Source organism: Psychrobacter sp. UBA2769 (genome assembly GCF_002352555.1).
Lineage (GTDB): Bacteria > Pseudomonadota > Gammaproteobacteria > Pseudomonadales > Moraxellaceae > Psychrobacter > Psychrobacter maritimus.
The window spans coordinates 147,520-162,000 of sequence record NZ_DEIR01000012.1 but is presented as its reverse complement, the minus strand read 5'-3'; the positions used below and the strand labels follow the sequence as shown (position 1 = coordinate 162,000).

Sequence of the window (14,481 nt, the reverse complement as noted above, 5' to 3'; positions counted from 1 at the left end):
TGCCAAAAAACAATGCAAAAAAACCGCGCTGAAAAGACTGCTATTGAGTTATGTGGGTAAAATATGACTGAATGTTTTAATGATTACGCGGCTGTTAAAAAGCTGTAAACATTCTCTGCTAGGCTCAGCAGTTACTTTTTGCTTGGTTATGTGTTTATTGATTTTATTGATAGTTATTTTTACTGATGGTGCTGATGGCTCATGAGGGTGTGTTCACTCGCAAATCTTAGCGCTTTTTTTATTTTGAAGTTCACTTTTTTGAGATCGTCATGGCAATATCTGACAAACCTGTAAACCGCCGCGCCGCAATGCCTCCTAATACCGATGTTGGCGAATTATTCGTGCACCGATTTAATGTGGTCAGTATTTACGTGGTCATATTATTGTTATTAGCGGCTGCGATTATCTGGAGCGGCATCAAAACGGCAGAAGGCGTGCAGCAATATCATCAGGATTATAAAACCTTGCAAGATATGAAAAAACAAGAGCGCAAGCTACAGGTAGAACATCAGCGTTTGCTTATCGAGCAGCAAACCTTTAGTGCGACTCCGCAAATTGCCAGTCGTGCCGTTGCTGAACTCGGGATGTTTTCGCCAACCCTTAAAGATAAGCTGATTATTCAGCCGGGTGCGGCCGTTGCTGTTGCACCAGTGCTCGAGGATGACGCCAATGCTGCAGCTGTCAATGAAACAGATTTTTTTGAGGCGGATGCTGATGCAGCGGAGGCTGGACGATGAGTGATAAAAAATCCAATGCCAATAGCGATAAAGCTGCCGCTAAGAATAACAACAAAAAACCAGCCAGCGGCAAAGTCACCAAGCCGTTACGCCGTGCCAGTGCCGCCAAATCTGGGCAAACGAGTAGCAAGCCTGACAATAAAACCAGTGATGGCCGTAAAGCCAAGCTGTTTGGTCGCCTCAAAAAGAACGAAGAGCAGGGCGCTTATACCAGTGTTAAAAACCTAAAAAGTAAAAGAGCGTTTTTGGGTAAAGCGTCTGGCGCCTCTTCGCGTGGCGGTGTCGAGCAAGATAAAAACCGTTTTCGTATGATTTGGGCGCTAGCGCTGCTGATTTTGGTAGGTCTTATCGGCCGTGCTTATTATTTACAAGTGGCCAATGCTCAATTTTACCAAGATAAAGGTAACGAGCTTATCACCAGCGTGCGCACGCAAAAATCCTATCGCGGTATGATTACCGACCGTAATGATTTGCCATTAGCAGTCAGTGCGCCTCTAGCGACGGTTTCTTTTAGCCCGCATGATTATGCACGCGAATATTATGAGCTTAAACGCATTATTTTGACCAATCCTGATAGTCCAAAGCTGGTCGCGCGTATGCAAAAGCGCTTGGATAATATGGATTTGACCACCCTAGCGGCGGCGGCCAATATCTCAGTCACTGAGCTTAAAAAAGTCACCGCAATCGATGACAGTATCGATGTAACCGATGAGGAAGCCGTTAAAGCGGCGCTGCCATCGGGCGCAGGCTCGCATTATCTGCCGCTACTCAATAAAGTCACCCCTGAGATTGCTCAAAGCGTTAGCTCGCTTGATTTTCCGGGCGTCTATGAGAAAAACTTCTTCCAGCGCTATTATCCACAGCCGCAACCGAACTCGCAGCTGTTGGGTTTCATGGGCCAAAATGCCGATGATCCTGAAGGCGGTTATGAAGGCCGCGCTGGTATCGAACGTCAGTATGAAACTGAGCTGGCGGGCGATGATGGTAAAGTATTGGTACTCAAAGATGCCAAGCAAAACAGTTTGAAAGAAATTAAGCAGATTGAACCAGAGATACCCGGTAAAGACGTGGCGTTAACGATTGATTCGCGCTTGCAGTACTTACTTTATAAAGAGCTGGAAAAAGCCGGTCGCTTGCAAAAAGCGCGCTGGTCAACGGGTATGATCGTCGATGTGCAAACCGGTGAGGTGCTTGCTCTATCGACGTGGCCGTCATTTAACTCCAACAATCTTAATGAGATGACCGGTGAAAACCAACGTAACCGTGCGCTGCTTGATGTCTTTGAGCCCGGTTCGGTCATGAAACCATTTACTGTCGCCGCCGCTTTAGATTCAGGCAAGTATACGACGACGTCATTGATTGATACCAATCCTGGCTCTATTCGTGTGCGTGGTTATACGATTCGCGATCATAATAATCTGGGTCGTATTACTCTGGGTACGTTGCTACAGAAATCTAGTAACGTGGCCTCGACCAAGATTGCGTTATCACTGCCGCCTGATGCCATTACCAATATGCAAAAGCAATTTGGCTTTGGCTCAAAAACACCGCTGCAATTCCCCGGTGAGGGCAGTGGACTTGTCGTGACGCCAAAAGAGAAAGAAACCTCAAGGCGGGCGACGGTCAGTTATGGTTACGGTCTGCAAGTGACATTGGCGCAGGTAGCACAGGCCTATTCGGCGCTGGCAGCAGGCGGGGTTATGCATCCATTAACGCTGACCAAAGATGGCGAGCGGCCACCCAGTAAGCGTATCATGGCACATGAGCAAGCCATGTCTATCGTACAAATGATGGAGAGTGTCACCGAACCGGGTGGTACGGCTAAGGGTGCTGCTATCGATGGTTATCGCGTTGCTGGTAAAACAGGAACGTCGCGCCGTATCAATCCAAAAGGTGGCTACTATACCGACCAATATCGTAACGTCTTTGCCGGTATGGCCCCAGCATCTAATCCTAAGCTGGTCGGTGTCATACTTATCGAAGACCCGCGTGGTCAGATATATGCGGGCTTAACCGTCGCTCCTGTTTTCCATAACGTCATGAAAGAGGCGCTGCGTTTGTATAATGTGCCGTTAGATAAGCCGCTAAAAACCGAAGAACAGTAGGTAAAAAAGTAATCTTTTTAAATATTCCGCTATTAACCATTTGATGCGTTTTAACCGTTTAGGATTTGCCAATGACTCCGTCTATCTCGCCGCCAAGCAGCACCACAGTCACCTTGCAACAGCTGATTGAAGCCAGCGGTAGCGACAGTCATAGGCAGAACCACAAAGACAAACAAAGCCTAGCACAAGCATTGACAGCGATGATAATCGCATCTAACAGTCAGTTGCCCAATCTAAAAACATCACTTGCCAATATCCCATTTGAGCAGTTCTGCTTAGACAGCCGTCAGTTGGCAGCCAACGACGTCTTTGTGTTATTAAAAAGTCATACGCCAAACTGTCAAAAAAGTCGTGACTACCTTTATCAAGCCGCGCAAAATGCGGCTTTTATCCTAGCAGAAATTGACCCGCGCGCTTTGCTTATTAAAGCTAATGTACCGCCACATACCAATCTTGCTTTAACTGATGATAATGCTGAATCTATCGTACAGCAGCAATTGGACCGCCTGCCTTGCCCCGTATTATATGTGCCCAATATCCGTGATTTTTTAGGTGACTTGATTCAGGCGCGTTTGCAATATCAGCAGCCTGTGAGTTTGCCAACGGTCGTCGCAGTAACGGGCACCAATGGCAAAACCACTATCAGCCAATTGGTGGCGCAATTGACGCAGCTAACTGACATGAGTAGCGCCGTGATGGGAACAGCAGGTAACGGTAGATTAGGCGCTCTGGTGCAAGCCAGCCATACCACCGGTGATGCCTTAGCGGTACAGCAGTTTTTATATCAAATGGGTACAGAGAATGCTGAGCTATTGGCATTAGAAGCGAGCTCGCACGGTCTCGATCAGCAGCGTTTACAAGGTATGCCAGTATCGGTGGCGATTTATACCAATTTGAGCCGCGATCATCTAGATTATCATGCCGATATGGCAGAGTATGCTGCGGCAAAAGCCAAGCTGTTTGATAAAGCACATTTCTCAGAGTTAACCCACGCCATTATCAATATCGATGATGAGCATGCACAGATCATGCTCGATACCGCGCATGCCAGCCAAATAACGGTTTGGACCTATAGTTTAAACCCAGCAAAATCTGCAACCTTTGTTGCCGCTGAAATCAAGCCAAGTTTGCACGGTGTTGAGATTGCGCTGCGTACTGATTTTGGTAATGAAAAAATTAATATTATAAACGTCGTCAGCCCATTATTGGGTCGTTTTAACGTTGCCAATTTGCTGGCTGCTATTGGCGCTGCTGTAGCTTTAGATATTAGCCTGGAGCGCATTGCGGCCGTTATCCCGCAGCTACAAGGTGCGGTTGGACGTATGCAGCGTGTACCATCCAATGATGGTTGTTTTATTGTTGATTATGCCCATACGCCTGATGCGTTAAGCCAAGTACTTGCCAGTCTAAAAACCCATTGTAAAGGTCAGCTATGGGCAGTGTTTGGTTGTGGCGGCGACCGCGATGCAGGTAAGCGCCCATTGATGGCGCAAGCGGGATTGGCAGGCGCCGATAAAGTTGTATTGACGGCGGATAATCCACGTACCGAAGACCCAAATGTAATCTTGCAAGATATGCAAGCGGGCATGACAAACGAGCAATATCAGCGCACCCATATCGAACCTGCGCGCCAAGCAGCCATTGAATATGCGGTCAATCAAGCAGCGCCTGATGATATCGTCGTTATCGCGGGCAAGGGTCATGAAACCTATCAAGAAATTAACCATGTTCGTTATGATTTTGACGACAGTGTTATTTTGCAAAATGCTTTAAAGCAAGCAGGGCGCGTATAGCCTTTATAGATAAATAATAGCGCCTGCGCCTCATTTTTTATACTTTTAAAAAACATACATTCTCAAATATCAAAGATAAGTAGTCATCATATATAAGGTAATCATTATGACAGCCGACAACGATAACAGCATTCAGTCGCAAGGGCTGTATGTTTGGCAAGTAGACAATCTGCTTGCGGCAACCGCAACGCTGGGTGGACATTGGCAATTTGCTGACGGTCAAACGACATCAAGCAATAACAGCACGGACACACACAGCACAAACACAAGCAAGCCAATTACTAGCACTCGTATCGCTACCGATACTCGTACTATTAAAGCGGGTGATATCTTTTTGGCGCTCAGCGGTGATAATTTTGACGGTCACGATTATATCGCTACTGCCATCGAACAAGGTGCGGTTGCGGCTATCGTTTCACGCCCTATTTCTGCTGATATTGCACAATTAGTTGTTAATGACACGCGTTTGGCGTTAGGACAATTGGCAGCTTATCGTCGTCAGCAGCATAAAAATTTGACCGTGATTGCCATCACTGGTTCTAGCGGCAAGACCACCTGCAAAGAGATGCTCGGTAGTATCTTTGGACGTTTGGCGCCGACGCTGATTACCCGTGGCAACCTAAATAATGACTTAGGTGTGCCGATGATGTTGCTCGAATTATCCGATCATCATCGCTATGCGATTTTGGAGCTGGGCGCTAACCATATTGGTGAGATTGCTTATACTACTGAGATTGTAAAGCCGGATGTCGCTTGTGTTCTCAATATTGGTACCGCGCATTTAGGGGAATTTGGCAGCCGTGAAGGCATTTGCCAAACCAAGGCTGAGATTTACCATACTTTGAATGACACGCAGTACGCTATCGTTCCTGATAAAGATGACTTTACCAATAAGCTGCGCCGTATCGCTGAAAAGCATACCTCTCATGTGATTGGCTTTGGTAATACCGATGTCAGTGCCAGCCATTTAGATGTTGAGCCTGAACGCAGCGAGTTTAAGCTGCATATTGGCAGCCAAGTTCATGATATTAATCTGCCGTTAGCGGGCGAGCATAATGTCAATAATGCCTTGGCCGCTGCTGCTTGTGCCCATGCGTTAAATATCGATATCAGTGATATCGTCGTCGGACTTGAAAATGCCCGTCCTGCTAAGGGGCGCTTAAACAGCCAACTACTCGGTATGCATCGTTTGATTGATGATACTTATAATGCCAATCCGCATTCGGTGCGAGCGGCAGCTAAGGTGCTTGCAGCGCAAACGGGTACGCAAGTGATGGTACTCGGTGATATTGCCGAGCTTGGAGAAGCGGCGGTCAGCGAGCATCAAAGCTTGGGTCGTACGATTGCGACCACCGGCATCAATGTGCTGCTGTGTGTTGGTGAATACGCCCCTTATACGGTGGCAGGCGCAAAAGAGATTTCTGCTATCAACGCCCATGCCTTTGCTGATAAAGACAGTTTATTGGCATATTTACAGCCTTATTTACAAGCACAGCAGGCGCAGCCTTGTACGGTGCTGTTTAAAGGCTCACGTTCCATGGAAATGGAAACCCTTATCAATGCGCTAGTCGAGGAGTAGGCGGTGTTAGTTTGGTTGTTTGGCTGGCTTGGTCAGTATTATACGCCGTTTTCTGCGGTTTCTTCGTTGACGCTGCGCGCGTTACTAGCGGTTATTACCGCGCTTGCCTTTAGCATGATTTTTGGTGGGCGCGTCATTCGACGTCTGCGTGCGCTGAAATACGGTCAGGCGATTCGTAATGATGGTCCGCAGTCGCATTTGGCCAAAACCGGTACGCCAACCATGGGTGGGGTACTGATTTTGAGCGCGATTGGGGTCTCAACCTTGCTGTGGGCGCGATTAAACAATCCCTATGTATGGATTTTGCTCATTGTCATGATTATCTTTGGCGCGGTTGGTTGGGCAGATGATTGGCTTAAAATTAAGTATAAAGACCCCAAAGGTCTGATTGCCCGCAAAAAATACTTTTGGCTCTCGATGGGCGCGTTATTCGTCGGTATATCTTTATATTATATTGCTACCTTGCAGCCAGATATGGCCACCACACGTGAGATGCAAGATTTGCTGCTACCGATTTTTAAAGATTGGATAATTCCCTTCTCAGCCGTGCCGTTTGGTATTGGCTTTATTATCTTTACCTACTTTGTGATTAATGGTGCTTCTAACTCTGTCAACTTAACCGATGGCTTGGATGGCTTAGCTATATTGCCGGTGGTCTTGGTTGCAGCAGGTTTAGGCGCCATGGCTTATGTCTCAGGTGACGTGCGCTTTGCGGATTACTTGCATGTACCTTATATTGCCTATAACTCGGAAGTGATTATTGTCTGTGGCTCGATGATTGGCGCCGGGCTTGGTTTCTTATGGTTTAACGCTCATCCAGCGCAAGTATTTATGGGTGATGTTGGGGCGTTAGCATTGGGCGCGATGCTCGGTACGATTGCGGTTATGACCCGTCAAGAGATTGCCTTTGCCATTATGGGTGGTTTATTTGTCGCTGAAGCATTGTCGGTCATGCTACAAGTTGGCTCGTATAAGCTGCGTAAAAAGCGCGTCTTTCGCATGGCACCATTGCATCATCACTTTGAAGAAATTGGCTGGAAAGAGACGCAAGTGGTGGCAAGGTTTTGGATTATTGCCATTATCCTTGTGATTCTTGGGCTGATGACCTTAAAACTGCGTTAAGTCGTCAAACAGTTTCAAATCAAAAAAAATTTCAAATCAAAAGCCATCTTAAAATCTAAGATGGCTTTTTTATGTCCTATGCTATCTTCTCTTTTGTTATGCCTTTTATCCCTTACGAAGCCTGAATTTTGTTAAAATGGCAGCCATATTGTGATGACGTTGAGATACTTGTGAGCTTATTTATTTGTCCCCTTTGCCAATCACCTCTGCAACCAGCTGACGATACGTGGCGCTGTGATGGCAGCTTGCATCCAAAGCAAACGGCTCATCCGTTTGATGTGGCGCGTCAGGGTTATGTCAATCTATTACCGGTACAACAAAAAAAATCCAAAGCACCGGGCGACAGTCAGCAATCAATTGATGCGCGCAAACGGTTCTTAAATGCTGGACATTATCAGCCATTAAATGACTTAATTTGCCAAAAGATGGCGGCATTATTGACGGCACAAAAAGTCAGTATTAACCAAAAAGATAAGCCTATCAACTGGCTGGATATTGGCTGCGGTGAAGGCTATTACACGCAGGCAATGGCGCAAACGGGCATGGATGTGCTTATTGCGGCGGATATCAGTAAACCTGCCGTTGTGGAGCTTGCAAAAACCAGTAAGGCTTTAGGTCGTCTTTGGTATCAGCCAGTTAAAGACGATTCTGCCACAGAGGTAATTAAAGCGGCAGCCATCTATCCACTGGTCACCAGCGCGGCGCATTTACCGCTACGCGCGCATAGTATCAATGGTATTAGCAGTATCTTTAGCCCCATCTTGCCAGAAGCGTTTAATGAGGTATTAAGTGATGCAGGCTATCTAATCATTGCCAAGCCCGATATAGGGCATTTAGCGACGATGCGTGAGGCGTTATTTGATGACGTCCATGAGCATGATTCTGAGAAGTTTTTACAGGAATTAGCGCCTTATTTCCAGCTGCTAGAAACCCATCATATCAGCAGTAGTTTAAATTTATCGGCAGAGGAATTGGCAGACTTAATGACCATGACCCCTTATGCGTATCGTGCGCGTAGCGACAAGAGACAGGCGCTACTAGCAGAAGTGGCAGCACAACCTTTTGCGACAGAAGCTAAGTTTGTCATCTATATTTTGCAAAAAACAGCTGTTCAATAGAATTAATAAAGCACATTTAATGACAAATTATTTCATGTTAATCATTTTTCTTTAACAAGGACTCATTAATAAGGGCTCATTAATAAGTACTCATTAACAAAGATTCATTTATAAAACGGGTCCCATAGTGGCAACGATATTATTCCAAATCCGATAAGACAGCGGCCAGTTTTTCACTTCTTCGCGCGTCACTTCATCGGAGTCAGCGATATATTGATATTGGCGCTCGATAATAGCCGCGGTGAGCGCTTTATCACTAAAGAGAATGTTGTTTTCATAATTCAAATCAAAGCTGCGTAAATCCAAATTGCTCGAGCCAATCAAGCTGATTTGACCATCGACGGTCAGAGTTTTGGCGTGTAGCAGCCCAGGCTTATATTCATAGATTTTCACCCCTGCTTCAAGCAGTTGCCAATAGTAGCTATGACTGGTTGCAGCGACGATAAAGGAGTCGTTTTTCTTCGGGAAAACCATCGTCACCTCAACCCCGCGACGGCCAGTGTTAACGCCACATCGCTACCGAGCACTGCAGGACGGTGTTGACGTAATTTATTGATAATGTCTTCACGTTCACGCGCGAAGTTGCGCCCTAAATGCACCTCACCAAACATCCAATAAACCAATACACCAAAATAAGGTAAGACGAATAAGATAACAATCCAAGCCAAGCGTGCTGGTGCGGTTAAATCATCGCGCGATAGGACGCGCAAGGATATCAGCACCAGTAGGATAAAGTGAATGGTTAATAAGATGTCGATGAGCATAGGGCTGCCGTCCATTATTATTCTGGTTAATTATGGTTATTATCTTTATTAAAAAACGGTTTTATTTATCGGGCTAATTTATGAACCGCTTTATTAAATTCTATCAATATTCGCCAAATAGCCAACCACTGACAAAGGCAAAATACTCGCGAAACCACGCATTGTAGCGAATGGATAGCGGTGTTGGGCTGGCGAATAAAATAGGCTGCTGGTAGCCTTGATGCTTGGCAATGGCAGCGGCGCGAATGGTATGAAAGTCGCTGGTCACAATCGCAATAGGCGCGGTAATAGAGATACCTTTTGCCGCCAAAATTACTTGGCTATAGATTAAGTTTTCGGCGGTACTGGTGCTTTTGCCCTCTTGTAAAATGTGCTCAAAGGCAATGCCATGTGTCTCATGTAAATAAGTCGCCATAATACTGGCTTCACTGCGCGTCTGCCCCATACCTATACCGCCACTGGTCAGCGCTAGCGCCTCTGGCTGTGTTTTAATCAGCGGGGCGGCCGTATCTAAACGCTGAGCAAGCGTCGGTGTTGGCTTTCCTGCGATAGTACCTGAACCTAATACAATAATCGCCGCGACCTCTGGTACAGGCTGTGCGCTGCGTTTAATCTGCTGCTGCAACGAGAAAATAAATAACCCGAAGCTAATAAGCCAAATGAAAAACAGCAGCCATAGCGCATACCAAAGACGATTGCGGAAAGGGTTTTGCCTAGTAAATTTGCGGATGGCATGCCAAAATATCCCATGGGTGACAAAGGCGCTGCCCAATAAAAACGGCACGACAGTGCCAAAGTTGATTTTTCCGACCGTCATTAACACGGCACAATCAACCATGATAACGGCACCGATAGCCACCAATCCAACTCGCGCTATAATGAGTAATTTTTTTGCCATAGTTTTGCTTTTATTAGGTAAAGATACTTCTCTTTAGTTTAATTTTTAATGAATCAAATGTTGCTTTGTTTATTTCATAAAACGTTGTTTTAATTACCTGGCTGTTTGGTAATATTCATATATATAGTCGATTCAATTTAAAAAGAAGACAGTACTGCTGGGATAAGTTTTTCGAAGCCTCTGGAGTGCGAAACACACAGCAAGCGAGGAAAATTTATACCAGCAAAACACTATTCTTAACATACTTCTTTTATATTGGATTCAATATATACCAAATCTCATCCCTTTAACGTTAAGAGGAAAACCTTATGACGCCAATGATTTTTCATAATCCAAAATGCGGCACCTCTCGTAATACACTTGCTATTATGCAGGCTTCAGGTGAGACGCCAGACGTGGTGGAATACCTAAAAACACCGCCGTCTCGTGAGTACTTAGTTGAGCTATTGGCATTGATGCACATCACGCCGCGCGAGCTAATACGCAGTAAAGAAAACGTCTATAGCGAGATTGGCTTAGACAATCCAACATTGACCGATGCGCAATTGATTGATGCCATGATAGCGCACCCTATTTTAATCAATCGTCCTATTGTTGTTACCAATAAAGGCGCGGCGCTGTGCCGACCGTCAGAGCGAGTGTTTGAATTACTGGAAAATCCAGTCAGTAGTTTTACCAAAGAAGATGGGGAAATCGTCAAACATGTCAAAGGTTAAAGACACCGCAACCCTAGCAGTAGAAGACAATCTTGATAGCGAGTGTGATAGCAATATTGGCGCTACTGATTTACCCGCTGCTGATTTACTTAAAAACGATTTGCCCAATATTGATTTCAGTCAAATACAAGCTATTGATATTGAGTCTTTGATAGGTAAAGATGACCCACGCCATGCACCAAGAATATTGGTGTTATATGGCTCTTTACGTGCGCGCTCATTTTCCAGATTGGCGGCAGAAGAAGCAAGCCGTCTATTGCGTTGGTATGGCTGTGAAGTGCGAATGTTTAATCCATCAGGCTTGCCACTGCCAGATGACGCCGATAGCGACCACCCAAAGGTACAAGAGTTACGCGAGCTGGCACAGTGGTCAGAAAGCATGCTATGGGTCAGTCCAGAACGCCATGGCAGCATTACCAGTATTATGAAAGCGCAAATTGACTGGATTCCGTTGGCGCTAGGCGGCGTACGCCCGACCCAAGGTAAAACGCTCGCTATTATGCAAGTCAGTGGCGGCAGCCAAAGTTTTAATACCGTCAATCAGTTGCGTATTCTTGGGCGCTGGATGCGCATGATTACCATCCCTAATCAATCCTCTATCCCAAAAGCGTTTTTGGAATTCGATGATAATGATCGCATGAAAATGTCACCATTATATTTGAGAGTCGTCGATGTATGCGAAGAGTTGGTCAAATTTACGTGGCTTACCCGTGGACGTTCGGCATATCTGACCGATCGCTATTCAGAACGGGTCGAAAGCGCTGCAGAAGTATCCCAACGCGTCAATCAAAAATCGCTCTAACTTCTTTGTTTTATTATTGGTTTTATTATTGCCCTGATGAAATTTTCATTGTTTTATTATTGCTTCAATTGGCTCATTAAGGTTACTTCATGCTCGCATTCGCTATTTTTATCGTAACTTTGGTCTTAGTCATCTGGCAGCCTAAAGGGCTTGGCATTGGTTGGAGTGCGATGGGCGGCGCTTTGGTCGCCTTAGTATTTGGTGTGGTGCAATGGTCTGACGTTGGTATCGTTTGGGATATCGTTTGGGATGCTACCTTTACCTTTGTCGCCCTGATTATTATCTCCCTTATTTTAGATGAAGCGGGATTTTTTGGCTGGGCGGCCTTACACGTTGCTCGGCTTGGCAATGGGCGCGGGCGTTTGTTGTTTCCGATGATTGTGCTGTTAGGAGCGTTTATCTCCGCCTTCTTTGCCAATGATGGCGCGGCCTTACTGCTGACGCCGATTGTGATTGCTATTCTACTGCGCCTTGATTTTGCCCCCAAATCCGCTTTAGCTTTTATTATTGCCACTGGTTTTATTGCTGATACCGCAAGTTTGCCATTAGTGACTTCTAATTTGGTTAATATCGTCAGTGCCAATTATTTTGATATTGGTTTTGGTCGCTACGCGGCGGTGATGGTACCGGTAAATATCGTCTCTGTCCTAGCAACGCTATTGGTATTGTGGATTGCTTATGCGCGGCATATTCCTAAACACTACTCAACGGCAAATCTTAGCTCACCACAATCCGCTATCAAAGACCCGCTGGTGTTTCGAGCGGCTTTTCCACTGCTGGCATTATTATTAATCGCTTATTTCGCGACTGAATCGCTCGGGCTGGTTATCTCCGTAGTGACGAGTGCCGCGGCGCTTATACTCATGGCGATTGCTGGACGCTGGTGGCAAGGTGGTCGTGATGCCAAGTTTTCTATGACTAATATTCTTAAGAAAGCCCCGTGGCAAATCGTATTGTTTTCAATTGGTATGTATTTGGTGGTTTATGGTTTGGGCAATGCAGGACTTACTGCCTATGGCGCGCAAATACTTAACTGGTTAGGTCAACAAGGCGCGCTCGTTGCGACGGTTGGCACAGGATTCTTATCCGCCATCGTAGCGTCTGTGATGAACAATATGCCGTCGACGCTGATAGGCGCGCTGGCAATTGATAGCGCCCAAGTGCCCACTGCTACTCGAGAACTAATGATTTATGCCAATGTCATCGGCAATGACTTGGGACCAAAATTCACACCTATTGGTAGTTTGGCGACGCTATTGTGGTTACACGTATTGGCAGAAAAAGACTATAAGATAAGCTGGGGACAATATATGAAGGTCGGACTGCTGATAACGCCGCCCGTATTATTAGCCACGCTATTGGCATTGGTGTTTTGGTTACCTCAATTGCCGAGTGTTTAAGGGTGGGTCTTGAAGCTTAAATATAAGCTTTAGGCTTTGTATTTCAAAGGAATTAATGGGTGTTTAAGATAGATAGGGAAAGCAGAGGATATATAAGATTGGCGGTGAAGGAGGAAGCCCAACTACTATTATAGGTAATTGATACTTAAGGTATTAATATTTACGTTTGTATTTATAGACCAGCTATTAGACCAACACTTATTAAGTATTGAATGCAAGATGGATATTGGGATTTATCTCATAATAAAATGTAACTAAGTATTTCTAAGTCATTATTTGATTTCAAACATATACTATCACTAAAAAACTGTTTCTAGTAAGTTAGGCTCATTTTTCACTCATATTGTTTAAACCGTGTAGCATTGTCATAGTCACGCCAAACAGCGCCAATGGTTCCTTAACCAAGATGTCTGCATGATTCTCATTGTATACTCGTAAGATAATTTTTTCACTTATTATCAATATTATGATGATGAAGCATTCTGTTACCAGTGCAGTGATAATTTTTTTGCAGCAAGCTGTCAGCGAGTGATCAATTATTAGAGTAGTATTGGGATAGATGCTGGTATAAATCATACTGCCAACTTTTATGTTAATCAGATAGAACGATGCCTTGCAAAGATGACTTTAGATATAGAAATAGATGATTGAAAAATCTGAGCGCAGGTAAGAATCAGAGGACGATGATTGTCGTGAAGTTTTGAGATAAATGGTTAGGATGGTAATGAAGCTTTCTATTTGTCTTGCTTTTCAGTAATGCTATCCTACAAGTTAGATAAGATTTTTAACTCATTTAAATAAATGTCCACTCCTTACGTTCGACGATAGTAACAGACCACTAACCTTTGATGAGAAAGTCGGTTAGGTCATAAGAATAATTAGACTCTAGGAGTATGTATGTCTGCAACCAAAGAAGAAATAGCTGCCTTTTTAGCGTTAGAGTTTCCTCAAACCAAATGTATTGTTGAAGCAGTAGGTAATAGTGGTTCGACCTTATCACATGATATCGGTATAGACGAGCTGCGTCCTGGTGGCACTGTCTCAGGTCCTGTATTGATGAGTATTGCTGATGTCGCACTCTATGTAGCTATACTTGGCAAGATTGGAATTGTACCGTTGACAGTGACGACAAGCCTGACCATTAATTTTTTGCGTAAACCCTCAGCAGAAGCACGTATTATTGCTGAGTGTAGCTTGCTAAAAGTAGGTCGCACGCTTATCGTAGGCGAAGTTTCTTTATATTCAGAGGGCTCTAGTGACTTGGTCGCACATGTTGTTGGCACCTATTCCGTACCGCCTAAGCATGATTAAATGACTTATACATATACACTGTTAAACATATCTTCTCAGTACCCATAATAGTCACATTGTTATCAAGTATTTTTGTGCTTTGGCCCCTTAGTTTATTCAATTAATTTATATAAATATCTACTAGAGTTGAACTTCT

The 14,481-nt window shown here is 44.9% G+C and carries 13 protein-coding genes; 10 read left to right on the top strand and 3 right to left on the bottom strand.

The window, feature by feature from the left end; genetic code table 11:
- Window positions 1-269 precede the first annotated feature (269 nt).
- The 6 genes from ftsL to B3Q63_RS05425 all read left to right on the top strand — a co-directional run bounded on the left by ftsL (window position 270) and on the right by B3Q63_RS05425 (window position 8,454).
- Window positions 270-737 carry a cell division protein FtsL gene (gene ftsL / locus B3Q63_RS05450; protein ID WP_296174620.1) on the top strand — a complete coding sequence of 156 codons (468 nt, stop codon included), beginning with the start codon at window positions 270-272 and terminating at the stop codon, window positions 735-737.
- Window positions 734-2,842 (top strand): peptidoglycan D,D-transpeptidase FtsI family protein, encoded by a 2,109-nt coding sequence (locus B3Q63_RS05445; RefSeq protein WP_271134443.1) that lies wholly within the window; start codon window positions 734-736, stop codon window positions 2,840-2,842. Before ftsL ends, B3Q63_RS05445 begins: the two co-directional genes overlap by 4 nt.
- Before the next feature lie 71 nt (window positions 2,843-2,913).
- Window positions 2,914-4,635 (top strand): UDP-N-acetylmuramoyl-L-alanyl-D-glutamate--2,6-diaminopimelate ligase, encoded by a 1,722-nt coding sequence (locus B3Q63_RS05440; protein WP_296174615.1) that lies wholly within the window; start codon window positions 2,914-2,916, stop codon window positions 4,633-4,635.
- Window positions 4,636-4,741: 106 nt separating this feature from the next.
- Window positions 4,742-6,214 carry a UDP-N-acetylmuramoyl-tripeptide--D-alanyl-D-alanine ligase gene (gene murF, locus B3Q63_RS05435; protein ID WP_296174612.1) on the top strand — a complete coding sequence of 491 codons (1,473 nt, stop codon included), beginning with the start codon at window positions 4,742-4,744 and terminating at the stop codon, window positions 6,212-6,214.
- A 3-nt stretch (window positions 6,215-6,217) separates the two neighbouring features.
- Window positions 6,218-7,336 carry a phospho-N-acetylmuramoyl-pentapeptide-transferase gene (mraY, locus tag B3Q63_RS05430; RefSeq protein WP_183621046.1) on the top strand — a complete coding sequence of 373 codons (1,119 nt, stop codon included), beginning with the start codon at window positions 6,218-6,220 and terminating at the stop codon, window positions 7,334-7,336.
- A 170-nt stretch (window positions 7,337-7,506) separates the two neighbouring features.
- On the top strand, window positions 7,507-8,454 hold the full coding sequence (locus B3Q63_RS05425; protein WP_414706311.1) for a putative RNA methyltransferase: 948 nt from the start codon (window positions 7,507-7,509) through the stop codon (window positions 8,452-8,454).
- 108 nt (window positions 8,455-8,562) lie between these two features.
- Here the strand turns inward: B3Q63_RS05425 and B3Q63_RS05420 are convergent, their stop codons facing one another.
- From B3Q63_RS05420 to B3Q63_RS05410, 3 genes are all read right to left on the bottom strand, one after another.
- Window positions 8,563-8,928: a phospholipase D-like domain-containing protein gene (locus tag B3Q63_RS05420; RefSeq protein ID WP_296174703.1), complete on the bottom strand. Its 366-nt coding sequence runs from the start codon at window positions 8,926-8,928 to the stop codon at window positions 8,563-8,565.
- Between the two features lie 2 nt (window positions 8,929-8,930).
- Complete coding sequence (locus B3Q63_RS05415; RefSeq protein ID WP_296174607.1) at window positions 8,931-9,218, bottom strand: PLDc N-terminal domain-containing protein; 288 nt, start codon at window positions 9,216-9,218, stop codon at window positions 8,931-8,933.
- Window positions 9,219-9,321: 103 nt separating this feature from the next.
- Window positions 9,322-10,116 (bottom strand): YdcF family protein, encoded by a 795-nt coding sequence (locus tag B3Q63_RS05410; RefSeq protein WP_296174605.1) that lies wholly within the window; start codon window positions 10,114-10,116, stop codon window positions 9,322-9,324.
- A 308-nt stretch (window positions 10,117-10,424) separates the two neighbouring features.
- On the opposite strand from B3Q63_RS05410, the gene arsC reads away from it, so the two are divergent.
- The 4 genes from arsC to B3Q63_RS05390 all read left to right on the top strand — a co-directional run bounded on the left by arsC (window position 10,425) and on the right by B3Q63_RS05390 (window position 14,345).
- Entirely contained in the window at window positions 10,425-10,832 is a 408-nt protein-coding gene (gene arsC / locus B3Q63_RS05405) for an arsenate reductase (glutaredoxin) (RefSeq protein ID WP_201629380.1), read from the top strand.
- Window positions 10,819-11,634 carry an arsenical resistance protein ArsH gene (gene arsH / locus B3Q63_RS05400; RefSeq protein WP_296174601.1) on the top strand — a complete coding sequence of 272 codons (816 nt, stop codon included), beginning with the start codon at window positions 10,819-10,821 and terminating at the stop codon, window positions 11,632-11,634. Before arsC ends, arsH begins: the two co-directional genes overlap by 14 nt.
- A gap of 89 nt (window positions 11,635-11,723) precedes the next feature.
- The gene (locus B3Q63_RS05395; RefSeq protein WP_296174598.1) at window positions 11,724-13,034 is read left to right on the top strand and encodes an arsenic transporter; all 1,311 of its coding nucleotides are present in this window, start codon (window positions 11,724-11,726) and stop codon (window positions 13,032-13,034) included.
- An 897-nt stretch (window positions 13,035-13,931) separates the two neighbouring features.
- A complete protein-coding gene (locus B3Q63_RS05390; RefSeq protein WP_201563775.1) occupies window positions 13,932-14,345 on the top strand; it encodes a PaaI family thioesterase in 414 nt (137 codons plus the stop codon).
- The last annotated feature ends 136 nt before the right edge of the window (window positions 14,346-14,481 follow it).